Source organism: Clostridium sp. LXY-7, from assembly GCF_056172015.1.
Genome location: NZ_JBLLJL010000001.1, coordinates 52758 through 77039 on the forward strand (window position 1 = coordinate 52758; position 24282 = coordinate 77039).

30 protein-coding genes are annotated in these 24282 nt (G+C 32.8%); all 30 read left to right on the forward strand.

Annotated features, from left to right (window positions below; all coding sequences use genetic code 11):
- Window positions 1–3: 3 nt before the first annotated feature.
- The 30 genes from rplO (at window position 4) to citF (ending at window position 23910) form a co-directional block, all read left to right on the forward strand.
- The gene (gene rplO, locus ACI48Q_RS00320; protein WP_474917050.1) at window positions 4–444 is read left to right on the forward strand and encodes a 50S ribosomal protein L15; all 441 of its coding nucleotides are present in this window, start codon (window positions 4–6) and stop codon (window positions 442–444) included.
- Complete coding sequence (gene secY, locus ACI48Q_RS00325) at window positions 445–1725, forward strand: preprotein translocase subunit SecY (RefSeq protein WP_474917051.1); 1281 nt, start codon at window positions 445–447, stop codon at window positions 1723–1725. It abuts the gene before it with no gap.
- A 26-nt stretch (window positions 1726–1751) separates the two neighbouring features.
- Window positions 1752–2414 carry an adenylate kinase gene (locus ACI48Q_RS00330; protein ID WP_474917052.1) on the forward strand — a complete coding sequence of 221 codons (663 nt, stop codon included), beginning with the start codon at window positions 1752–1754 and terminating at the stop codon, window positions 2412–2414.
- Window positions 2401–3147 (forward strand): type I methionyl aminopeptidase, encoded by a 747-nt coding sequence (map, locus tag ACI48Q_RS00335; RefSeq protein ID WP_474917053.1) that lies wholly within the window; start codon window positions 2401–2403, stop codon window positions 3145–3147. Before ACI48Q_RS00330 ends, map begins: the two co-directional genes overlap by 14 nt.
- A 13-nt stretch (window positions 3148–3160) precedes the next feature.
- Window positions 3161–3430, forward strand: coding sequence for an RNA-binding protein (locus ACI48Q_RS00340; RefSeq protein ID WP_474917054.1), 270 nt, complete (start codon window positions 3161–3163; stop codon window positions 3428–3430).
- Window positions 3431–3451: 21 nt separating this feature from the next.
- The gene (gene infA, locus ACI48Q_RS00345; RefSeq protein ID WP_431552861.1) at window positions 3452–3670 is read left to right on the forward strand and encodes a translation initiation factor IF-1; all 219 of its coding nucleotides are present in this window, start codon (window positions 3452–3454) and stop codon (window positions 3668–3670) included.
- Between the two features lie 12 nt (window positions 3671–3682).
- Window positions 3683–3796, forward strand: a complete 114-nt coding sequence (rpmJ, locus tag ACI48Q_RS00350; protein WP_025434559.1) for a 50S ribosomal protein L36 — start codon at window positions 3683–3685, stop codon at window positions 3794–3796.
- 41 nt (window positions 3797–3837) lie between these two features.
- Window positions 3838–4206 (forward strand): 30S ribosomal protein S13, encoded by a 369-nt coding sequence (gene rpsM / locus ACI48Q_RS00355; protein ID WP_474917055.1) that lies wholly within the window; start codon window positions 3838–3840, stop codon window positions 4204–4206.
- 15 nt (window positions 4207–4221) lie between these two features.
- Window positions 4222–4614, forward strand: coding sequence for a 30S ribosomal protein S11 (gene rpsK, locus ACI48Q_RS00360; protein WP_474917056.1), 393 nt, complete (start codon window positions 4222–4224; stop codon window positions 4612–4614).
- 20 nt (window positions 4615–4634) lie between these two features.
- On the forward strand, window positions 4635–5255 hold the full coding sequence (rpsD, locus tag ACI48Q_RS00365; protein WP_474917057.1) for a 30S ribosomal protein S4: 621 nt from the start codon (window positions 4635–4637) through the stop codon (window positions 5253–5255).
- A gap of 63 nt (window positions 5256–5318) precedes the next feature.
- Window positions 5319–6266 carry a DNA-directed RNA polymerase subunit alpha gene (locus ACI48Q_RS00370; RefSeq protein WP_474917058.1) on the forward strand — a complete coding sequence of 316 codons (948 nt, stop codon included), beginning with the start codon at window positions 5319–5321 and terminating at the stop codon, window positions 6264–6266.
- Between the two features lie 14 nt (window positions 6267–6280).
- Entirely contained in the window at window positions 6281–6622 is a 342-nt protein-coding gene (rplQ, locus tag ACI48Q_RS00375; RefSeq protein WP_474917059.1) for a 50S ribosomal protein L17, read from the forward strand.
- Window positions 6623–6766: 144 nt separating this feature from the next.
- Entirely contained in the window at window positions 6767–7606 is an 840-nt protein-coding gene (locus ACI48Q_RS00380) for an energy-coupling factor transporter ATPase (protein WP_474918308.1), read from the forward strand.
- The gene (locus ACI48Q_RS00385; RefSeq protein ID WP_474917060.1) at window positions 7591–8442 is read left to right on the forward strand and encodes an energy-coupling factor transporter ATPase; all 852 of its coding nucleotides are present in this window, start codon (window positions 7591–7593) and stop codon (window positions 8440–8442) included. The genes ACI48Q_RS00380 and ACI48Q_RS00385 overlap by 16 nt, the downstream gene beginning before the upstream one ends.
- Window positions 8443–8475: 33 nt before the next feature.
- Complete coding sequence (locus tag ACI48Q_RS00390) at window positions 8476–9282, forward strand: energy-coupling factor transporter transmembrane component T family protein (protein ID WP_474917061.1); 807 nt, start codon at window positions 8476–8478, stop codon at window positions 9280–9282.
- A 31-nt stretch (window positions 9283–9313) separates the two neighbouring features.
- Window positions 9314–10048 (forward strand): tRNA pseudouridine(38-40) synthase TruA, encoded by a 735-nt coding sequence (gene truA, locus ACI48Q_RS00395; protein WP_474917062.1) that lies wholly within the window; start codon window positions 9314–9316, stop codon window positions 10046–10048.
- A 140-nt stretch (window positions 10049–10188) separates the two neighbouring features.
- Window positions 10189–10623, forward strand: a complete 435-nt coding sequence (rplM, locus tag ACI48Q_RS00400; protein WP_474917063.1) for a 50S ribosomal protein L13 — start codon at window positions 10189–10191, stop codon at window positions 10621–10623.
- Between the two features lie 26 nt (window positions 10624–10649).
- Window positions 10650–11042, forward strand: a complete 393-nt coding sequence (gene rpsI / locus ACI48Q_RS00405; RefSeq protein WP_474917064.1) for a 30S ribosomal protein S9 — start codon at window positions 10650–10652, stop codon at window positions 11040–11042.
- 250 nt (window positions 11043–11292) lie between these two features.
- On the forward strand, window positions 11293–12912 hold the full coding sequence (locus ACI48Q_RS00410) for a Na/Pi cotransporter family protein (protein ID WP_474917065.1): 1620 nt from the start codon (window positions 11293–11295) through the stop codon (window positions 12910–12912).
- Window positions 12913–13032: 120 nt separating this feature from the next.
- Entirely contained in the window at window positions 13033–13731 is a 699-nt protein-coding gene (gene cwlD, locus ACI48Q_RS00415) for an N-acetylmuramoyl-L-alanine amidase CwlD (protein ID WP_474917066.1), read from the forward strand.
- A 173-nt stretch (window positions 13732–13904) separates the two neighbouring features.
- A complete protein-coding gene (locus ACI48Q_RS00420; protein ID WP_474917067.1) occupies window positions 13905–14876 on the forward strand; it encodes a GntR family transcriptional regulator in 972 nt (323 codons plus the stop codon).
- A gap of 26 nt (window positions 14877–14902) precedes the next feature.
- Window positions 14903–15316, forward strand: a complete 414-nt coding sequence (glmS, locus tag ACI48Q_RS00425; RefSeq protein ID WP_474917068.1) for a methylaspartate mutase subunit S — start codon at window positions 14903–14905, stop codon at window positions 15314–15316.
- 21 nt (window positions 15317–15337) lie between these two features.
- The gene (gene glmL / locus ACI48Q_RS00430; protein ID WP_474917069.1) at window positions 15338–16732 is read left to right on the forward strand and encodes a methylaspartate mutase accessory protein GlmL; all 1395 of its coding nucleotides are present in this window, start codon (window positions 15338–15340) and stop codon (window positions 16730–16732) included.
- A 20-nt stretch (window positions 16733–16752) separates the two neighbouring features.
- On the forward strand, window positions 16753–18204 hold the full coding sequence (locus ACI48Q_RS00435; RefSeq protein ID WP_474917070.1) for a methylaspartate mutase subunit E: 1452 nt from the start codon (window positions 16753–16755) through the stop codon (window positions 18202–18204).
- A gap of 43 nt (window positions 18205–18247) precedes the next feature.
- Window positions 18248–19492, forward strand: a complete 1245-nt coding sequence (locus ACI48Q_RS00440) for a methylaspartate ammonia-lyase (protein ID WP_474917071.1) — start codon at window positions 18248–18250, stop codon at window positions 19490–19492.
- Window positions 19493–19713: 221 nt separating this feature from the next.
- A complete protein-coding gene (locus tag ACI48Q_RS00445) occupies window positions 19714–20556 on the forward strand; it encodes a fumarate hydratase (protein ID WP_474917072.1) in 843 nt (280 codons plus the stop codon).
- Between the two features lie 17 nt (window positions 20557–20573).
- Window positions 20574–21131 (forward strand): Fe-S-containing hydro-lyase, encoded by a 558-nt coding sequence (locus ACI48Q_RS00450; RefSeq protein WP_474917073.1) that lies wholly within the window; start codon window positions 20574–20576, stop codon window positions 21129–21131.
- Window positions 21132–21202: 71 nt separating this feature from the next.
- On the forward strand, window positions 21203–21466 hold the full coding sequence (citD, locus tag ACI48Q_RS00455; protein WP_474917074.1) for a citrate lyase acyl carrier protein: 264 nt from the start codon (window positions 21203–21205) through the stop codon (window positions 21464–21466).
- A gap of 11 nt (window positions 21467–21477) precedes the next feature.
- Entirely contained in the window at window positions 21478–22347 is an 870-nt protein-coding gene (locus tag ACI48Q_RS00460) for an HpcH/HpaI aldolase/citrate lyase family protein (RefSeq protein ID WP_474917075.1), read from the forward strand.
- A 24-nt stretch (window positions 22348–22371) separates the two neighbouring features.
- Complete coding sequence (citF, locus tag ACI48Q_RS00465; RefSeq protein WP_474917076.1) at window positions 22372–23910, forward strand: citrate lyase subunit alpha; 1539 nt, start codon at window positions 22372–22374, stop codon at window positions 23908–23910.
- The last annotated feature ends 372 nt before the right edge of the window (window positions 23911–24282 follow it).

A 24282-nucleotide genomic window follows, 5' to 3' on the forward strand; every position in this document is an offset into this window, starting at 1 on the left:
AATATGAGACTTCATGAGTTAAGACCAGCAGAAGGAGCTAAAAAATCTCCTAAGAGAATCGGTAGAGGAGCTGGTTCAGGTTGGGGTAAAACAGCTGGAAAAGGTCAGAAAGGACAAAACTCAAGATCAGGTGGTGGAGTAAGACCTGGATTTGAGGGAGGTCAAATGCCTTTATACAGAAGATTACCTAAAAGAGGATTTACAAATATATTTGCTAAAGAATATACTTGTATCAATGTTGATAGATTGAACATATTTGAGAATGGAACAGAAGTTACACCAGAATTACTTCTTGAAACTAAAATGGTTAAGAAGTTAAATGATGGTATAAAAATTCTTGGAAATGGAAACATAGAGAAGCAATTAACTGTAAAAGCTAATAAGATTTCTAAAGCTGCAGCAGAGAAGATTGAAGCGGCAGGAGGAAAAGTTGAGGTGATATAGATGTTATCAACCCTACGAAATGCTTGGCGAGTTCCTGAGCTTAGGAAGAAAATGCTATTCACTCTATTAGTTGTAATAATCTTTAGGATGGGAATATATATTCCTGTACCTGGAGTAGATGTTAGTAAGTTAACTAATTTGACCTCTAATTCTGGATCATTACTTAATTTTTATGATATGATTTCAGGAGGAGCGTTTTCAAAGTTTAGTATTTTTGCATTATCGGTTCAACCGTATATTAATGCATCAATAATTATTCAACTACTTACAGTAGCTATTCCATATCTTGAACAATTATCTAAAGAAGGTCAAGAGGGAAGAAAGAAGATTCAAAATTACACTAAGTATGCAGCATTAGTTTTTGCTGTGATTCAAGCATATGCAATGTATGCGTTAATAGCTGGATCAGGTGCAATAGCATCAGAAGGTAAAGCAGGACTATTATTGATAGTACTAACAATGGTAGCAGGTTCTAGCTTGTTAGTATGGATAGGAGAGCAAATTTCAGTTTATGGAATCGGAAATGGAGTATCAGTTATCATATTTGTTAATATAATATCTTCATTACCTACTACGGCTCTTCAAATAGCAGGACTTTTTGAACAAAATAGAGTAAGTCTAGTAGAGGTTATAATATTTATAACAGTGGCTATAGCGTTGTTACTAGCGGTAATTGCTACAAATTTAGCTGAAAGAAGAATACCAGTACAGTATGCTGGGAAAGCTGTAGGAAGAAAAGTTGTAAAAGGACAATCAACTCATATTCCTATAGGTTTTAACTCATCAGGAGTTATGGCTATAATATTTGGTATGTCAGTAATGGCAATGCCTGCAACCATAGCACAGATTTGGCCTACTTCTGCATTTGCAAAGTTTGTTACGCAAAGTCCATGGAGTATATTTAGATCTGGTTCTATGTTGTATATTGTTTCATATTTTGCATTAATATTATTCTTTGCTTGGTTCTATACACTAATTACTTTCAAGCCAGAAGAAATGGCTGAAAATATGAATAAGTCATCAGGATTTATTCCAGGTATAAGACCAGGAGAAAAAACTGCAATATATCTAGAAAAAGTATTGACAAGAATAGCTATACTAGGTGGAACTTTTGCGGCTATTATAGCAGTAGCACCAATAGTAACGGAAGCGTTTAGCAACTTTAAAGGAATCCAATTTGGTGGAACTACATTACTAATAATGGTTGGAGTATCTGTGGATACAATGAAACAGTTAGAATCACAACTAGTGATGAGACATTATCAAGGGTTCCTTAAGTAAATAAAAAGATTTTGGAGTTGATGCTAGTGAAGATTATTTTATTAGGTCCTCCGGGAGCCGGAAAAGGAACACAAGCAAAATCAATAAGTAATAAGTACTCTATACCGCATATATCCACAGGGGACATATTTAGGAAAAATATTTCTGAAAAAACAGTCCTAGGAATCGAAGCTAAGAAATATATCGATAAAGGGCATTTAGTACCTGATGAATTAACCATAGATATCATTAAGGATAGATTAAAACAAGATGATTGTAAAAAGGGTTTCTTATTAGATGGCTATCCGAGAACTGTAAATCAAGCCGAAGCCTTAGAAGTTATGTTAAATGAACAAGGAGTTAAACTTGATACAGCTTTATTAATAAAGGTTCCAAAAGAGTATATAGTAGATAGAATGACAGGTAGAAGAGTATGTACTACTTGTGGAGCTAGTTATCACATAAAATATAATCCTACTAAAAATGGTAACAAATGTGACATTTGTGGTAGCGATGTAGTACAGAGAGTTGATGATAATGAGGCTACTGTAAGTGAGAGATTAGATATATATGATGCTCAAACTCAACCACTGATAGATTATTACAATAGTAAAAATTTATTATCAGAAGTTGATGGAACTAAAGCTATTAATGATGTTTTTAAGAATGTCTGTGGTATCTTAGGAGCGATAAATAGTGATAATAATTAAGAACAATATGGAAATTGAGTATATGAAGAGTGCAGGTAGAGTTGTTGCGGAAACCCTTGCAATGATTGAAAAGGTAATAAAACCTGGAATAACTACCGCAGAAATTGATAAACTTGCTGAAGAGTTTATATCAACACATGGTTCGAAACCATCGTTTAAAGGATATGGTGGTTTTCCGGCTTCCATATGCACATCAGTAAACGATGTTGTAATACATGGAATACCTAGCAATATGGTATTACAGGATGGAGATATTATTAGTGTTGATTGTGGAGCTATACTTAATGGTTATCATGGAGATGCTGCACGAACTTTTCCAGTAGGAAATATATCTAAGGAAGCACAACAGCTAATAGATGTCACAAGAGAATCTTTCTTTAAAGGCATTGAAAAAGCGGTAGTAGGGAATAGACTTACTGATATATCAGCATCTGTACAAAAACATGCTGAAAGGTTTGGATATTCTGTGGTTAGAGATTTTGTTGGACACGGCATAGGAACTTCTATGCATGAAGATCCCCAAATTCCTAATTACGGCACTGCTGGTAAAGGACCGAAGTTAGTTCATGGTATGGTGCTCGCCATTGAACCTATGATAAATATGGGAACTTATAAGGTGAATACTAAACCAGATGGGTGGACTGTGATTACTAGTGATGGAAAATTATCTGCTCACTATGAGAATACAGTTGCTATAACTAATAATGGACCCCTAATACTGACTTTGATCTAACGAGGTGACTTGAGTGGATGATAACAACCTTTTAGGAAAGGTAGTACATTCTAAATCGGGCAGAGATAAAGATAGGATTTTTATCATTGTCGGAGTGATTGACGCTAATTACGTCTATATTTCAGATGGAGACCTTAGAAAAATTGAAAAGCCAAAGAAGAAGAGAATTAAACATTTAGTTTTCAACGATATTATGGCTGAAGAAATTAGAGAGCTAATTATAAATGGAAAAACAGTTAGTAATTCTAAAATAAGAAAATTTTTGCAGGTTGAGGATATATAATTGAGGAGGTTTGATTACCTTATGTCAAAAGATGATATAATTGAAATGCAAGGTGTTGTACTAGAAACACTACCTAATGCTATGTTTCAAGTTGAATTAGAAAGTGGGCATAAAATATTAGCCCATATTTCAGGAAAATTAAGAATGAATTTTATTAGAATATTACCAGGCGATAAGGTTACGGTAGAGCTTTCTCCATATGATTTGACGCGTGGGAGAATAACTTGGAGAGATAAATAAGGAGGGTTAGCTATGAAAGTAAGACCATCAGTTAAACCTATATGTGAAAAATGTAAAATTATAAAAAGAAAAGGAAGAGTAATGGTTATCTGTGAAAATCCTAAACATAAACAAAAACAAGGCTAATAAATAAGTAAGTAGAAGTACTTAGGAGGTGTAAGTCGTAGATGGCAAGAATAGCAGGTATTGACCTACCAAAAGAGAAAAGAGTAGAGATAGGTCTAACTTATATATTTGGTATAGGATTACCAAAATCACATGAGATACTTGAAGCTACAGGAATAAATCCAGATACAAGAATTAAGGATTTAACTGAAGATGAAGTAAACGCATTAAGAGATTATATAAATAAATCTTTATTAGTTGAAGGTGATTTAAGAAGAAAAGTTGCTTTAGACATAAAGAGATTAAAGGAAGTTGGATGCTACAGAGGCATGAGACATAGAAGAGGACTTCCAGTTAGAGGTCAAAAGACTAAAACTAACGCAAGAACAAGAAAAGGCCCTAAAAAGACAATCGCGGGTAAGAAGAAATAGTAAGGAGGGAATAGAATGGCTAAGAATGTTAAAAGAAGTAGAAGAAAAAAAGAGAGAAAAAATGTTGAGCACGGAGCTGCACATATTAAATCTACTTTCAACAACTCCATCGTTACACTTACTGATGCAGTAGGAAATGCATTGTCATGGGCTAGTGCTGGTGGATTAGGATTTAGAGGATCAAGAAAGAGTACTCCATTTGCAGCTCAAATGGCAGCTGAAACAGCAGCTAAAGCAGCAATGGAACATGGATTAAAGAGTGTTGAGGTTTACGTAAAAGGACCAGGAGCAGGAAGAGAAGCAGCTATAAGATCTCTTCAAGCAGCTGGATTAGAAGTTACGCTAATTAAAGACGTAACTCCAATTCCACACAATGGATGTAGACCACCAAAAAGAAGAAGAGTTTAATCAACAGGAGGTGTAAATTAATGGCAAGATATACTGAAGCTACTTGCAGGCTTTGTAGAAGAGAAGGCCTAAAACTTAACCTTAAAGGTGATAGATGCTTCACTGAAAAGTGCGCATTCGCTAGAAGAGGTTATGCACCAGGTCAGCATGGTCAAAGCAGAAAGAAAATGTCAAACTATGGAATGCAATTAAGAGAAAAGCAAAAAGCTAAGAGAATATATGGAGTACTTGAAGGTCAATTCAGAAAGTACTATGAGAAGGCTGAAAAACAAAGAGGTATAACAGGTGAAAACCTACTAAGATTCCTTGAAATAAGATTAGATAACGTTGTATATAGATTAGGTTACGGAAATTCAAGAACTGAAGCTAGACAATTAGTTAATCACGGACATTTCTTAGTAAATGGTAAAAAAGTGGATATAGCTTCTTATAGTGTTAAAGCTGGAGATGTTATTTCAGTAAGAGATAAGAGTAGAGCTTCTGAAAAGTTCAAAGTATTTGCTGAGAACGCAAAAACTTTACCAAACTGGTTATCAGGGGATGTTGCAACATTCGAAGGAAAAGTTGTATCAATACCAACTAGAGAAGACATAGACGTTCCTGTAAATGAAACACTAATCGTTGAGTTATACAGTAAATAGTCAATAGCGTAATCAGTTGCCCTCAATATAAAAAAACCACTAAATTTAGAAGGAGGGTTATATATGTTAGAAATAGAAAAGCCGAAAATAGAATGTGTTGAGACCGCTGAAAATGGTACATATGGCAAATTTGTTGTTGAACCATTAGAAAGAGGTTATGGTATAACTTTAGGTAATGCTCTAAGAAGGATTCTTCTTTCTTCATTACCCGGAGTTGCTGCTAATTCCATTAAAATTGATGGTGTACTACATGAATTTTCAACTATACATGGAGTAAAAGAAGACGTTGCAGAGTTAATTCTTAACATAAAAGGATTAGCACTGAAAATGAACGGAGAGGGTCCAAGAACAATTTATATTGATGCTGAGGGTCCAGGAGAAATCACAGGTGAAGACATCAAGACTGATGGAGATATAGAAGTTGTTAATAAAGATATTCATATAGCTACCTTAGATGATGGTGGAAAATTGTATATGGAAATTAATGTTAATAAAGGTAGAGGATATGTATCACAGAACAAAAACAAAACTGATGATAAACCGATATCAACTATACCTGTTGACTCAATATATACACCTGTAAAAAGAGTAAACTTTAATGTTGAAAATACAAGGGTAGGACAAATAACAGATTATGATAAATTAACTATAGAAATTTGGACTAATGGAACAATTAGACCAGATGAAGCTATAGGGTTATCAGCGAAAATACTTATCGAGCACTTTAAGCTATTTATGACATTAACTGATCATGCAGATAATGTTGAAATAATGGTTGAAAAAGAAGAAGATAAGAAAGAAAAAGTTCTTGAAATGACTATAGAAGAACTTGATTTATCTGTTAGAAGCTTTAATTGCTTAAAGAGAGCTGGAATAAATACAGTTCAGGAATTAACAGAGAGATCTATGGATGATATGATGAAAGTAAGAAACTTAGGAAAGAAATCTCTTGAGGAAGTAGAACAAAAACTTCAAGGCTTAGAATTATCTTTCAAACCTAGCGAAGAGTAAGGAGGTATAGACACATGGCACAGCAACGTAAGTTAGGACGTCCAACTGACCAAAGAATAGCAATGCTTAGAAATCTTACAACTAGTTTTTTAAAGCATGGTAAAATAGAAACTACTGAAACTAGAGCTAAAGAAACTAAAAGATTAGCTGAGAAGATGATAACTCTAGCAAAAAGAGGAGATCTTCATGCTAGAAGACAAGTGCTTGCATTTGTAACTGAAGAAGAAGTTGTTAAAAACTTATTTGATAACGTAGCTCCAAAATACGCTGAGAGAAATGGTGGATACACTAGAATTATTAAAGTGGGCCCAAGAAGAGGCGATGGAGCAGAAGTTGTTGTATTAGAATTAGTATAGTAATTTCAGGGGATTAAGTATGCCTAGCTTAGTCCCCATTTTATTATAGATATAAATTGTTTAAAAATTCACTCTCTACGGAGGTGCAAAATGGAAAGATACGCAGAGCAAAATAGTAAATATTCAGAAGGCAATATTAAGAAGATGCCAGAAATAGTAAGTGAGAATTTGATATTTAGTTATCCACCAGATAGTGAAGGAAATGTTAAATTAGCGGTAGATAATGTAAATATTACAATTAATAAAGGCGAATTTGTTGCTATACTCGGACATAATGGATCAGGTAAATCTACCTTTGCTAAACATATTAATTCATTGCTTATACCAACAGGTGGTAAGATGCATGTGGCTGGCTATGATACAAGCAAAGAAGACAATACTTGGGAAGTTAGGAAAAGAGCAGGGATGGTATTCCAAAATCCAGACAACCAAATTGTTGCAACAATTGTAGAGGAAGACGTAGCATTTGGCCCGGAAAATTTAGGGGTAGATCCTGCTGAGATTAGAAAAAGAGTAGATGAAAGTCTTGAAACAGTTAATATGAGTAAGTATAAGAAACATGGACCTCATTTGTTATCAGGAGGACAAAAACAAAGAGTAGCTATAGCTGGAATTTTAGCTATGACTCCAGAATGTATAGTATTAGATGAACCTACAGCTATGTTAGATCCATCTGGAAGAAGAGAAGTTATAGAAACTATTATTGATTTGAATAAAAATCAGGGTATAACTATAGTTTTGATAACTCATTTTATGGAAGAAGCAGTAGAGGCTGATAAAATTTATGTAATGGATGCAGGAAAAGTAATAATAGAAGGTGTGCCAAGAGAAGTGTTTAAAAAGGTAGATATAATGAAAGAGTTAGGTCTAGATGTACCTCAAATGACAGAATTGGCCTTTGAGTTAAAAAAATCAGGCGTTAATATAAATGACGATATATTAACCATAGATGAGATGGTGAGGGAATTATGTCAATTAAAATAGAGAATTTAATGCACGTATATATGGCTAAAACACCTTTTGAAAAGATTGCACTTAATGATGTTAATGTTACTATAAATGATGGAGAATTCATTGCCTTAATTGGACATACAGGTTCTGGAAAATCAACGCTTATACAACATATGAATGGATTATTAAAACCCAGTAGTGGAAAAATAATAGTTGATAATGTAGATATAACTTCACCGAAGGTTAAACTATCGGATATAAGAAAAAAGATAGGACTGGTATTTCAGTATGCAGAATATCAATTATTTGAAGAAACAATAGAAAAAGACATAATGTTTGGTCCAAAGAACTTAGGATTAAACGATGAAGAGGCTATGAAAAGAGTTAAAAAATCTATGGATATGGTTGGATTAGATTATAATACTTATAAAAATAAATCTCCATTTGATTTAAGTGGAGGTCAAAAGAGAAGAGTAGCAATAGCTGGAGTTATAGCTATGGAGCCAAAGGTATTGATTCTAGATGAGCCTACTGCAGGATTAGATCCTAAAGGAAGAGATGAAATTCTATCACAAATTTCTAAACTACATAAAGATTATAATATGACAATAGTATTGGTATCTCATAGTATGGAAGATGTAGCAAAGGTTGCAGATAGAATACTGGTTATGGAGAATGGTAAATGCATATTGGATGGGATTCCTAAAGAAATATTCAAGGAAATAGATACGTTAGAAAAAGTTGGATTAGCAGTTCCAAAGGTTACATATTTAATCAGAGAGCTGAATCAAAAAGGATTTAATTTACCAGATGATATTTTTACTTTAGAACAAGCTAAAAAGGAGATACTGAAAGTTTTAGATAAATAAAGGTTTCTTTTTGCTTAATGTGGGAGGATCAAGATGATTAAAGATATTACAATAGGTCAATATGTTCCTGGAGATTCCTTTATCCATAAATTAGATTCTAGAGTAAAAATAATGCTTTCCATATTGTTTATTATAGATTTATTTTTGGTTAAGGACTATAAAGGATATATATTTGTATTTTTCTTTCTTTTAGCTCTTATTTTCATATCTAAAATCCAATTTAGATATATATATAAGGGGCTAAAGCCTATATTCATATTGATGGCAATTACGGCTCTATTTAATGTGTTTTTGACAAGGGGAGATTCAGCACCATTATATGAATTAGGATTTATAAAAATATATAAGGAAGGTATAATTACTGCTATATATATGGTACTTAGACTTACATTTCTTATTGTGGGAACTTCATTACTAACACTTACAACATCACCAATAGAACTCACAGATGGAATAGAAAAGCTATTAAATCCAGCTAAAAAGATAGGAGTGCCAGCTCATGAGTTAGCTATGATGATGACGATAGCTTTAAGATTTATACCTACTCTTATGGATGAGACTGATAAAATTATGAAAGCTCAAAAGGCAAGAGGGGCTGACTTCGAGACAGGAAATCTTATTCAAAGAGCTAAAAATTTAATTCCACTATTAGTACCACTATTTATAAGTTCATTTAGACGTGCTGATGAACTGGCTATGGCAATGGAGGCTAGATGCTATAGAGGGGGAGATGGACGTACAAGGATGAAGATATTAAAGGTAACAAGCAGAGACTATGTTGCTATGGGAGTAATGACATTAGTTACCATAGGCTGTGTTTATTTAAGGTTTTTAATATAAAATATAATTATATTTTATATTAGGTATACATATGAAAAACATAAAATTAATTTTAGAATATGACGGAACAAATTATTTTGGGTGGCAAAAACAACCACATGGTAATACAATTCAACAGGCTGTGGAGAAAGCTATATTTAAGCTTACAAAAGAAGAGATAGAGGTAATTGGATGTAGTAGAACTGACAGTAAAGTTCATGCTATGGAATATGTATGTAATTTCAAAACTAATAGTACAATTCCGTCTGAAAAATTTATGGGTGCATTAAATCATTATCTTCCGGAAGATATAGTTGTAGTTAAATGTTCTGTGGTAGAAGATGATTTTCATGCAAGGTATAATTCAAAGGGAAAAATGTATTGTTACACTATATTTAATAAAGAAGTACCATCTGCTATATATAGAAATTTTACTTATCATTATAAGGGTAGCTTAAATATAAATAATATGATAAAAGCTTCAAAGGTTTTAATTGGAACTCATGACTTTTCTGCTTTTAGAAATTTAGGGAGTTCAGTAAAGACTAATGTAAGAACTATTTACGATATAAGGATAGAATCAGAGAAAGACTTTATTAAAATTTATATCTCTGCTGATGGATTTTTATATAACATGGCAAGAATAATAGTAGGGACATTATTGGATGTAGGTAAAGGCAAGAAGAAATGTGAAGATATGAATAATATACTTGAAAGTAAGAATAGGAAAAATGCTGGCAAATCAGTACCTCCACAAGGCTTAAGCTTAATAAAAGTATATTATTAATAATACATTAAATTCTTGACACACCCGGTAAATTGTATTATAATAATTTTGTTTGTATAATGAATAATTGTGTATAAGATCCACTAGCCCCGGGTCTTTAGCATATAATTGGAACTGTTAAAAATCAGGGAGGGAAAAAAATGAAATCATACTTAGCAAAACCAAATGAAGTTCAAAGAAAATGGTATGTAGTAGACGTTGAAGGAATGCCTTTAGGAAGAGCTGCAAGCCAAATAGCTTCAATATTAAGAGGAAAAAATAAGCCACAATTTACACCACATGTAGATACTGGAGATAACGTAATAGTTGTTAACGCTGATAAAATAGTATTAACAGGAAAAAAATTAGATCAAAAAATGTTAAGACATCACTCTTTATATCCAGGTGGATTAAAAGAGACTCCATATAGAGAAGCTTTAGCTAAAAAGCCAGAGTTTGTATTTGAAGAAGCAGTAAGAAGAATGTTACCAAATGGAGTTTTAGGAAGAAAAATGCTTAAGAAGTTAACAGTATACAGAGGACCAGAACATAAAAACCATGCTCAAAAACCAGAAGTTTTAGAGTTAAAATACTAGTAGAGAGCACGGAAGGAGGAGTAAAAATGGCAAAAGTTCAATATTTTGGAACAGGTAGAAGAAAAAAATCAGTTGCTAGAGTAAGACTTGTACCAGGAGAAGGTAAAGTTGTAATAAATAAAAGAGATAGCGAGAATTACTTTGGGTTAGAGACTTTAAGAGTTATCGTTAATCAACCATTAGTTTTAACTGGAACTAAAGAAAAGTTTGATGTTTTAGTAAATGTACACGGTGGTGGATTTACAGGTCAAGCTGGAGCTATAAGACATGGAATATCAAGAGCTTTATTAAAAGCTGATGAGAATTTAAGAGGAGAGCTTAAAAAAGCTGGATTCTTAACAAGAGACCCAAGAATGAAAGAAAGAAAGAAATACGGTCTTAAAAAAGCAAGAAGAGCTTCTCAGTTCTCAAAAAGATAATATTTATATTATTAAAGGAGTGCATGGTTACATGTACTCCTTATATTTTTATATTTAAGTATAAAATATTATATTGTACAGCATTTATAGTGCACTTATGTTAAATCCATGTTAAGTTTACTTTGTTTTATGTTAAATAATAAGACATCCTATTAACATGCAAAGTCGCATATTGTATTATTATTGTGGTAAATGAAACTATTTTAAGTATTTAATAATAATGCAATAAAAGTATTTGGGAGGTAACTAGATGGAATCATTGTTTTTAGTTATTAATCTCCTAGGGGGATTGGGTTTATTCCTATATGGTATGAACATGATGGGAGACGGCTTAGAGAACGCAGCAGGAGATAAATTAAAGGGTATATTTGATAAAATAACATCAAATCCAATAAAGGGTGTTTTAACAGGAACTATTGTTACTGCCATAATACAAAGTAGTAGTGCTACTTCTGTTATGGTAGTTGGTTTTGTTAATGCAGGATTAATGAATTTATACCAAGCAGCAGCTGTAATTATGGGAGCTAATATAGGAACTACTGTTACAGCTCAATTAATAACCTTTAAATTTGATGAATTTGCTCCATTATTTTTAGCTATAGGAGCAGCTATAATGCTTTTCTCTAAGAAGAAGAAGATTAAAGAAGTGGGAAGCATAATATTAGGATTTGGTATTTTATTTTTAGGACTTAAATTGATGTCAGGAGCGATGTCTCCATTAAAGGAATCAACTTTCTTTACCCAACTAATTATAAGTTTAAAAGGTCATACAATATTAGGAATTTTAATAGGTCTGTTAATGACAGGAGTATTGCAAAGTTCATCTGCCTCTACAGGTATATTAGTTGCATTAGCTGCAACTGGAAGTTTGCCAATTCAAGTAGCGATACCCATACTATTTGGAAATAACATAGGAACTTGTGTAACAGCACTTATTTCAAGTATAGGAACGTCTAAAACAGCTAGGAAAGCAGCACTTATCCATTTATTCTTCAATGTTATAGGAACAATAATATTTATACCGCTAATAGGAATACTTACCAATATAGTTTTAGCTATAACACCAGGAGATAGTGGGGTAGAAATACAAAGACAAATAGCTAATGCTCACACCATATTCAACATTACAAACACTATAATATTAGTACCATTTATTAAATACCTTGTAAAACTTGCAAACCTAATGATACCAGGAGAAGATGACAAGGGATTTATAGGAGTTAAATACATTGATGATAGATTATTAGAAACACCTTCAATTGCATTTGGACAGACAATTAATGAAATAGCTAGAATGGGAATGAAGGCTAATGAAAATTTACAAATTGCAATGAATGCATTTAATGAAGAAGATGAGGAACTTATCAAACGAGTTTATGAAAATGAAAAATTAATAAATTTATTAGAACATGATATAACAAGATATTTAGTTAAGTTATCTAATACGGAGCTTGGTGAGGAACAGAAGACAGCTATTGCAGCTTATTTTCATGTTGTTAATGATATAGAACGTATTGGAGACCATGCTGAAAATATTGCGGATTTAGCTAGTGAGAAAATGGGTAAAAAACTTATATTTTCACAAGAAGCTATGAATGAGTTAAAAGGAATGTGTAATTATACAATTAATGCTGTAGAGATGAGTATAGAGTGCTTAACTAAATATGATAAAAATAAAGCAAATAGTGTAAGAGGCGTAGAAGATAGAATAGATTCATTAGAAAAGGAATTAAGAGCATCTCATATTAAGAGATTAAATAATAGAGTGTGTAATGCTACAGTTGGAACTGTATTTTTAGATATAATAAGTAATCTAGAAAGAGTTGGGGATCATGCTGTAAATATAGCAGAAATAATTGAAGAGAATTAGAAAAAACTCTGTGCTTGAAAATTTAGCACAGAGTTTTTTTATTATATAGATATTTTGATACTAATATCTTATTAATATGAATAAACATAGATATTGAAAGTATTAAAAAAAGGTGGGAACATGAGAGGAAATAAAAAGTTATTAATTACATTAATAGTTATAATAATAGGTCTTGGAACTATATTTATGAGTAATTTAAAGGACGTTATTAAAAATTATAATAATGATGGAATAAAAGTAATATTAATTGATCCAGGTCATGGTGGAATGGATGGTGGGGCCTCTTCAAAAGATGGAACACCAGAAAAAAATATAAACCTAAATATATCTTTATTATTAGCAGACAAACTTAGAGATAAAGGATATAAGGTGTTTCTTACTAGGGACGAAGATACTGGACTATATACAGATGCAAGTAAAACTGTGAGAGAGAAAAAGATTGAGGACTTAAATAAGAGAGTTCAACTAAAGAAGGAAAGTAATTGTGATATATTCGTAAGTATACATTTAAATACATTTCCTCAAGAAAGCTGTAAAGGCGCACAGGTATGGTATTCAAATTGCATAGGAAGCCAAGAGTTAGCCAATATAGTCCAAGACACCTTAAAAAATGATTTGGACCAATCCAATAAGAGAAAAGCTAAGCCTGCAAATAATGATTATAAGGTTTTAAGAGGTAATGATACTATGCCAGGAATAATAGTTGAGTGCGGTTTTTTAACTAACTATGAAGAGGCTGAAAAATTAAAAAATGAAGAGTACCAAAAACGAATAGCAGAGAGTATAGGTAAAGGTATTTCAATATATTTAGAAAATTAGAGATATTCATAGAAAAAAGTCTTTTTTTGATGAAAAAGGAGACTTTTTTTGGTGTTTATCGCTGGTAAATCACGTTGAAAACTATTATACCCTGTGATATTATAAATGAGGATTGGATTAATCCATTAATCCATTGATCCAAAGGTTAAATGTCTTTTATAGGGGGTGAGTGTTTGAATATTAATTTAAATAGAAATAGTGGAATACCAATATACATACAAGTGAAAAAACAGATGTTGCAGTTAATAAAGAATGGCACCCTCAAAGTTGGAATGAAGATACCTACTGAAAGAGAGTTATCTCAGGAATTAGGAGTAAGTAGGAATACCATTAGTGCAGCTTATAATGAGCTAGAATCAAAAGGTGTATTAAAATCTATCAGAGGAAAAGGAACTTTTATAGCTGAGGATATTGAGTCTTGGAAGAATGAAGATAGCAATAATAAGATAAAAAAGTTTGTAGATTTAGCTTTTGAAGAAGCATTAGAGTATGGATTAGAGCCAGAGGATTTTTTAGAATTGGTAACAAATAGAGTACAAGAAAAGACAGAAATGATGGGAAGATTAACTGCTATATTTATAGAGTGTAACATAGAACAATCTATAATGTTCAGTAATCAATTAAAGCAAATGACGCATATGGATACAATACCGCTTACAATAGATGATCTTAAAAAGATGGATGATGATACAAGAGACAAGCTAAATAATAGCCAAGTAGTAGTGGCACCATTTAATCATGTAAATGATATCAATAATCTTTTAATTGGATGGAATAAAGAAGTATTAGGAGTTTCAATAAATCTTAATTTAGAGTTAATTGTAAAAATTGCTCGACATCCATATGATACTAGGTTTTTATTTGTTTGCTTATCTGAAGAATTTATGTTTAAGACTAAAGCTATGTTAGAAAAGTCAGGACTTGGAGATCTATCAGTTGAATATTTTTATCACACTGATGAAAACGATTTGAAAAATGCTATATATAATGCAGATGTTTTAATAGCAACTCCAGCAAGAGAAAAAGAAGTTTATAATTTAAATAAGTATAATAAAGAAGTTATAAAATATTCTAATATTTTAGATATGGGTTCCGTAAAAGCATTAAAATCCAAAATATTAGAATTTAAATACCAAAAAAATTAGCTAATTAATTTTGGGAGGATTAAAAAATGAAAAAGAAGACATTAGTTCTTGGAGTAATTGGAGCAGATTGTCATGCAGTTGGGAACAAAATACTAGATTATGCATTAACAGAGGCAGGCTTTAATGTAATCAATATTGGGGTTTTATCACCACAAGAAGATTTCATAAATGCTGCTGTAGAAACTAATGCCGATGTAATATTGGTTTCTTCACTATATGGACATGGAGAAATAGACTGTAGAGGACTTAGAGAAAAATGTGATGAAGCTGGATTAAAAGGTATTTTACTTTATGTAGGAGGAAATATAGTTGTAGGAAAACAAGATTGGAATGAAGTTCATCAAAGATTTAAAACCATGGGATTTGACAGGGTTTATCCACCAGGAACTTCTTTAGATACTACAATACATGATTTAAAAGAAGACTTAAAAATAGATTAATAGACAAGTGGAGTGATAGAGGTGGATGCTTATTTACTTTTAGATTTTGGTAGTACTTATACAAAATTGACAGCTATAGATATAGAAAATGAAGAGATATTAGCTACAGCTAAGGATATAACTACTATAGAAGATGACATTATGACAGGTTTTAATAGGGCCTATGAAAATCTCATGAGTCAGTTAAAAGATAAAGATGTTAATTTTACAAAGAAATTGGCTTGTTCATCAGCGGCTGGTGGCTTAAAAATGATTGCTATAGGACTTGTACCTGAACTTACTGCAGAAGCAGCAAAAAGAGCAGCATTAGGTGCAGGTGCTAGAGTATTAAAGGTTTATAGCTACGAGCTAACTAAAGATGAGATAGAAGAGATTAAAAATTCAAACTTAGATATTATATTACTAGCAGGTGGAACTAACGGCGGAAATAAACAATGTATTTTACATAATGCTAATATGATTATTGAAGGCGAAATTAAAGTTCCAATAGTAGTGGCTGGTAACAAAGGTGCCAATGATGAGATAAGAAAACTTTTCACAGATGCAGGATTATACTTTAGTATAACAGAAAATGTTATGCCAGCCTTAAATACTTTAAACGTTGAGCCTGCTAGAGAAGAAATAAGAAAGGTTTTCATGGAGAAGATTACGGATGCAAAAGGTCTTTCAAATGCTGAAAACTTCATAAATGGAATATTGATGCCAACTCCAGCAGCAGTTCTAAAAGCTGCAAGAGTACTAGGAGAAGGTAGTGATGAAGAAGAAGGATTAGGCGATTTAGTAATAGTAGATATAGGGGGAGCCACAACAGACGTACATTCTATAGCATATGGAGAACCAACAAAACCTGGAGTTAATATGAAGGGGTTGGAGGAACCATTTGCAAAGAGAACTGTTGAGGGTGACCTTGGAATGAGATATTCGGCAGTATCACTTTGGGAGGCTGCAGGATCAAGAAAAATGAGACACTATCTAAATGATAAAGAAAGAAATGTTAATATAGAGGAAAAATGCAAGTACAGAAATGAGAATATTAAGATAATTCCATCAGACAAGGAAGAAATAGAATTTGATGAAGCCATGGCAAAGGTTGCTACGGAGTTATCAATGGAAAGACACTGTGGGACTATAGAAAGTGTATATACTCCTATGGGAGTTGTTTATAATCAACTAGGCAAAGATTTAATGGAAGTTAAATATATGATAGGTACTGGGGGAGTGTTAGTGCATAGTAATAATCCAGGAAGCATATTAGAGGCAGGGATCTTTAATAGTGAAAATCCAGTATCATTAAAACCAACAAAACCGAAATATTTATTAGATAAAACTTATATATTATCAGCCATGGGATTATTAGCTTATGACTATCCAGATAAGGCTGTAAGAATTATGAAAAAATATTTAGTGGAAGTGTAAATCACTAGGAGGTAAATAGAGTGGAACTTAAAAACAAGAAATGGACTGAAGAAGAGTTTTTTAAGGTAAGAGAAGAGGTTTTAGCACAATGGCCTACAGGTAATGAGGTAAACTTACAGGAGGCTATAGATTACAACAAAAACATTCCAGATCATAAGAATTTTGCCAAAAAGTTAGTTGCAGCAAAGGAAGCTGGAATAACACTAGCACAACCAAGAGCAGGAGTTGCACTAATAGATAAGCATATTGAGTTACTAAACTTTCTAGATAAAGAAGGTGGAGCTGATTTATTACCATCAACAATAGATAGTTATACAAGACAAAATAGATATGAAGAATGTGAGATTGGTATAAAGGAAAGCATAGGTGCAGGTAGATCACTTCTTAACGGATTCCCAGGAGTTAACCACGGAGTAAAGGGATGTAAGAGAGTACTAGAAGCTGTTAATTTACCATTGGAGTCAAGACATGGTACTCCAGATGGAAGGTTATTAGCAGAGATAACTCATGCATCTGGATGGACTTCAAATGAGGGTGGTGGTATTTCATATAATATACCATACGCTAAAAATGTTACTTTAGAGAAAACAATACGTGATTGGCAATATTGTGATAGATTAGTTGGTTACTATGAAGAACAAGGAATATCAATCAATAGAGAACCATTCGGACCATTAACAGGTACTTTAGTTCCACCAAGTATCTCAAATTCAGTAGCGATAATAGAAGCATTACTTGCAGCTGAACAAGGAGTTAAGAATATAACAGTTGGATATGGACAATGTGGTAATTTAGTCCAAGACGTTGCTGCAATAAGAGCTTTAGAGGAGCAATGTAGTGATTACTTAAGAGCTTATGGTTATTCAGATGTTTATTTAACAACAGTATTCCATCAATGGATGGGTGGGTTCCCAGCTGATGAAGCTAAAGCTTTTGGAGTTATATCAACAGGAGCAGCAGCAGCAGCATTAGCAGGAGCTACTAAGGTTATAGTTAAAACTCCACATGAGGCCATAGGTATACCAACAAAAGAGGCAAATGCTCAAGGTATAAAAGCTACAAAAATGACACTAAATTTACTAAGAGGACAAAAGATGCATATGTCAGATGAGCTAAGAACTGAAATTACAATAATTAAAGCAGAGACAAGATGCATAATAGATAAATTATATGAAGTAGGAAAAGGCGATTTAGCTGTGGGAACAGTTAAGGGCTTCGAAATGGGACTTATAGATGTTCCGTTTGCACCAAGCAAATATAATGCTGGAAAAATGATGCCTGCAAGAGATAATAATGGTGCAGTAAGATACTTGAAGTTTGGTAACTTGCCATTTAATGCAGAGCTGAAAGCATTTAATATGAAGAAGATGGAAGAAAGAGGAAAGTATGAAGGTCGTGAAGTTAGCTTCCAAATGACCGTAGATGATATATTTGCAGTTGGTAAAGGAAAGCTAGTAGGAAGACCTGAGTAAGAAGATACTTTTGAAAAAAATGAGAAAGCAAGGTGTATTAAGAATGAAAATTATTGATGTGGTATGTTCAGCAGGAAGAACAGGTTTTTACTTTGATGATCAGAGAGCAATAAAAAAAGGCGCAGGTCATGATGGTTTTACATATGTAGGAGAACCAGTTACAGAAGGATTTACAGCTGTAAGACAAGCAGGAGAATCTATATCTGTAATGTTAATTCTTGAAGATGGTCAAGTAGCTGTGGGAGATTGTGCAGCAGTTCAATATTCAGGAGCAGGTGGAAGAGATCCATTATTCTTAGCAAAAGATTTTATACCTGTTATAGAAAATGAAATTGCTCCAAAGCTTATAGGAAGAGAACTAAGCAATTTTAAAACTTTAGCAGAAGAGTTCGATAAGATGACTGTGAATGGAAAAAGACTTCATACAGCTATTAGATATGGAGTAACTCAAGCTATATTAGATGGAGTTGCTAAAGCTAAAAAAGTAACTATGGCTGAAGTTGTTAAAGAAGAATATAATACAGGAGTAGAAATTAAAAGAATTCCTATATTTACACAATCAGGCGATGACAGATATGATAATGCTGATAAAATGATAATCAAAGGTGCTGATGTAATGCCACACGCACTAATAAATCATGTTACTGATAAACTTGGTAATAATGGCGAAAAACTAAGACAGTATGTTAAATGGTTAAGTGATAGAGTACTTCAACTTAGAACTAGTGAAGACTATAACCCGATATTTCACATAGATGTTTATGGAACTATAGGAATTGCATTTAATTATGATACAAAGGCAATGGCAGACTATATTAAAACTTTAGAAGAAGCAGCTAAACCATTCAAATTAAGAATTGAAGGACCAATGGATGTTGAGCATAGAGAAAAACAAATGGAAGCATTAAGAGATTTAACAGCTGAGCTTGACAATAGAGGAATAAATGTTGAATTAGTTGCAGACGAATGGTGCAATACTTATGATGATGTTGCATTCTTTGCTGATAATAAATCAGGTCATATGCTTCAAATAAAAACTCCAGACCTTGGAGGAGTAAACAATATAATTGAAGCTATATTATATTGTAAGAGAAAAGGTGTAGGTGCTTATTGCGGAGGAACATGTAACGAAACAAACAGATCTGCAGAGGTGTGCACAAATATAGCTATAGCTTGTGGAGCTGATCAATGCTTAGCAAAACCAGGAATGGGTGTTGATGAAGGTTACATGATAGTAAATAATGAAATGAATAGGGTAATTGCCTTAGTAAATAGAAGAAATAAATAATACACTAAATATATTAAAAAGGCGGTTTAATTAAACTGCCTTTTTATATTTAATATTTCTTTAATAATAAACCGCTTTGCAATAAAAGATTAAACATATCAAATGAAAAATGGAATTAGTATTTTTAACATTTACATTGCTGTAAAATGGGGTAATAATATTATTAAGTAAAATAAATTAGGAAAAGTTAAGAATTAAAATATGAAAGGGGTATAGTTAATATGAGAGAAATTCAAGTGTCAAAGATTACAGATACAATAAAGAAACTATGTATAGATGCTAACTACTATTTAGGTAGCGATATTAAGAATAGATTAGTTAATGCTAAGAAAAATGAGGATTGGACCATAGCTCAAGGAATATTAGATAAAATTATAGTTAATGCAGATATAGCTAAGAATGAAGATATGCCAATGTGTCAAGATACAGGGGTTGCCTGTGTATTTTTAGAAATAGGTCAAGATGTTCACATAGTTGGTGGAAATTTAGAAGAGGCTATAAATGAAGGAGTAAGAAGGGGTTATGAAGAAGGTTATTTAAGGAAATCAGTGGTTAAAGACCCTCTAGATAGAGTTAATACAAAAGATAATACACCGGCTATGATATATTATGATATGGTTCCAGGAGATAAATTAAAGATTACAGTAGCGCCTAAAGGCTTTGGATCGGAAAACATGAGCCAATTAAAAATGTTAAAGCCTTCTGATGGAATAAATGGGGTAAAGGACTTTGTATTAAAGGTTGTTAAAGAAGCTGGGCCTAATCCATGTCCACCGATAATTGTTGGAGTAGGAATTGGTGGTACCTTTGATAAGGCTGCGACTATTGCAAAAAAATCATTAATTAGATCTATAGATATTAGGAACTCTAATGAATTTTATGCGAAATTAGAGGAAGAATTGCTTGATGAAATAAATAAATTAGGTATAGGGCCTCAAGGCTTCGGTGGAAGAACTACAGCTCTTGCAGTAAATATCGAAACATACCCAACTCATATTGCAGGATTACCTGTAGCTGTTAATATCAACTGTCATGCTACAAGACATGCTGAAGCAGAATTATAATTAAGGGGGAATAGGTTATGGAAAAGAGAATAACTACACCGCTTACAGAGGAAAAAGTAAAAAGCTTAAATGCTGGAGATAGTGTATTATTAACTGGAACTATATATACAGCTAGAGATGCGGCACACAAGAGATTAGTAGATCTGATAGAAAAGGGAGAAGAACTTCCTATAGATGTAAAGGATAGTGTTATATATTATGTTGGACCTACACCAGCAAAAGAAGGGATGGCAATAGGATCAGCAGGACCAACTACTAGCTATAGAATGGATGCCTATACTCCCCAGCTTTTAGAAAAAGGTTTAAAGGGTATGATAGGAAAAGGATTAAGAAGTAGTGAAGTAGTAGAATCTATGAAGAAAAACACTGCTGTATATTTTGCAGCTATAGGTGGAGCCGCTGCACTGATAGGAAAATGTGTAAAGAAAGCTGAAATAGTAACATATGAAGATTTAGGAGCAGAGGCTATAAGAAAACTAGAAGTTGAAGATTTACCAATAGTTGTAGTTATTGATAGCGAAGGAAATAATCTTTATGAACTAGGAAAAGAAGCTTATTTAGGACAGAATAAATAAAATACATTAGACAATGTGGCTAGGTATTTTTAAATGCACCTAAATGAAGAGTAAGTATAGAGGTGATATAAATGGAAATAAATAAGATTTCAAAGGCTGGAACTATGGAATCAAATGATATATATATAGTAATTATGCCTAATGAAGTAGGAGGCATAGAATTAGAGCTTGAGAGCATTGTTATGAAACAATTTGGAGAAGATATTGAAAGAGTTATTATTACAACATTAGAAGAACTTGGAGTTAAGAATGCTATAGTAAAAGCACAAGATAAGGGAGCTCTTGATTATACAATTAAAGCAAGAGTAGAAACAGCAGTTAAGAGAGCAAACTAGGAGGGGTTAGTATGAGATTGAGAAGAACTATGCTTTTTATGCCAGGTAATAACCCTGGAATGCTTCAAAATGCAGGAATTTTGGGCGCAGATTCCATAATTCTAGATTTAGAAGATGCAGTTAGTCTTACAGAAAAGGATAGCGCTAGGATATTAGTAAGAGAAGCTATAAAAAATATAGATTATAGTAATGTAGAGGTAGTAGTTAGAGTTAATCCGCTTACTACCGAATTTGCACGTGAAGATATAGATGTGATTGCTAGGGTTAAACCGGATACATTAATGATTCCAAAAGCAACAGAGGAAGAACTTATAGAGATTCACTCTATGTTAGATAAAATAGAAGCTGAAGAAGGCTTTAAAAAAGATAGTATAAAGTTAATACCCTTGGTAGAAAGTGCTTATGGTGTGGAAAATGTGTATAACATAATAAAGTCGTCTAAGAGAATTGTGGGTATTTTATTAGGTGGAGAAGATTTAACCTCAGATTTGGGAATTAAAAGGACTAAAGTTGGAGAGGAAATCTTCTATGCAAGAAATAAGGTGGCTGTAGCTTGCAGAGCTATGAAGGTGGATGCTATAGATACTCCATTCACAGATACTAATGATTTTGAGGGATTAGAAGCAGATACAAGAAAGGCTAAATCTCTTGGAATGACAGGTAAAGCATCAATCAATCCGAGACAGATAGACACTATACACTCAGTATATGCACCAACTAAAGAAGAAATAATTCATGCACAGAGAGTTTTAGATGCCATGGAGCAAGCTAAAAATGAAGGTAAGGGAGTATTCTCTCTTGATGGAAAGATGGTAGATGCGCCTATTATTAATAGAGCTAGAACTACTGTAGATCTTGCTAAAATATTAGGACTTGTTTAATAAGGTGATTTTGAGGTGATAAGGATGAAGAATACATTAGGAAGAGAATTTCCAAATTATATAGAGGGATATGGTGAGGTAAAGCCCTTTGAAGGAGCTTTTGCACATATGGAACCACAGAGAAAGGCTCAAGCTAGGTTAAAACCTGTTTCTCCACAGGACAAAAAGCTTATGAACTCTATTTCAGAGATATTAGATAGAATAAAACTTAAAGATGGTATGTGTATATCCTTTCATCATCATTTAAGGAATGGTGATTATGTACTTAATATGGTTGTTGAGGAGATTTGCAAAAGAGGGATTAAAGATTTATCTATAGCGGCCAGCTCAATTTTCCCAACGCATGCACCAATAGTTAAGTATATAGAGAATGGAGCAATTACAAGATTATATGCTAACTATATATCAGGACCAGTAGCAAAGGCTATCTCTGAAGGAAAATTAAAAAATCCTGCTATAATGCATACTCATGGAGGAAGAGCTAGAGCTATTGAAAGTGGAGATTTGCATATAGATGTGGCTTTTATTGCTGCTCCATGTTGTGATAGTTATGGGAATGTAAATGGACTTTATGGTAAATCAGCTTGCGGTGCACTAGGATATGCAGTATCTGATGCAGAATTTGCAGATACTGTGGTAGCTATTACTGATAATTTAGTACCATATCCAAACTGCCCTATAGAAATAAGCCAAGTGTATGTAGATTATGTAGTTAAAGTAGATTCCATAGGAGATCCAGCTGGAATAGTTTCTGGAACTACACAAATTACTAAGGATCCAATAGGACTCAAAATAGCAAAAGATGCATTAAAGGTTATGACAGCTTCAGGGCTTGTTAAAGAAGAAATGTCTTTCCAAACAGGTGCAGGTGGAATATCTCTAGCTGTAGCGGCTGAATTAAGAGAATTAATGAAGCAACAAAATATAAAGGGAAGCTTTGCATCAGGTGGAATAACAGGATATATTGTGGATATGTTTAGAGAAGGGCTATTCCAAAATCTATTTGATGTACAATGTTTTGATTTAAAAGCAGTAGAGTCTTATGCATCTACTCATAAACACATGAGAATGTCAGCATCTATGTATGGAAATCCTCATAATAAGGGTGCAGTTGTAAATAACTTAGATATAGTTATATTAGGAGCTACAGAAATAGATACTGATTTTAATGTAAATGTAACTACAGGTTCAGATGGAACTATAATGGGAGGCTCAGGTGGACATAGCGATACAGCGGCAGGAGCTAAGCTTACTATAATAGTAACTAAACTTACAAAGGCTAGACTTCCAATTATAAAGGATAAGTTAACCACAGTAACTACACCTGGTGAAACTATAGATGTAATAGTAACAGAGCGAGGTATAGCAGTAAATCCAAGAAGAAAAGATTTAATAGAAGTATTAAAAGCAGCAAAGTTAAATGTTTTAACAATAGAAGAATTGAAAGAGATTGCTGAAAAAATGACAGGAATCCCGAAAGCTATAGAACTATCTGATGAAGTAGTAGCAGTGGTAGAATATAGAGATGGAACAGTAATTGATGTTGTTAGAAGAACAATGTAGATATTGTTGAGGAATAGGAATATACAAATTCTTTATTTGTATATTCCTTTTTGAATTATATAAGAGAATTGAGTTAATGGTTATTATTGTTATTACTATTATTTTTGCTTTTTTTGCTAGCAATCCAGAACGCCAATATAACTAAAGGGATAAATATAAACCAAGGAATGTTAATCGTGCTTTGGGTTATAAATGCAAGTAAAATTAGAAATACTACACCAAGAATACAGTACAAACAACCTCTTCCGAAAGTTTCCATTATATCTCTACCCTCCAACAAAATACTATAATATTATTTTATAATATTTCAACATTATAGTGAATAAGTAATAAAAATACTATCAATTTACATAAAGTGATATGTTTATCAGA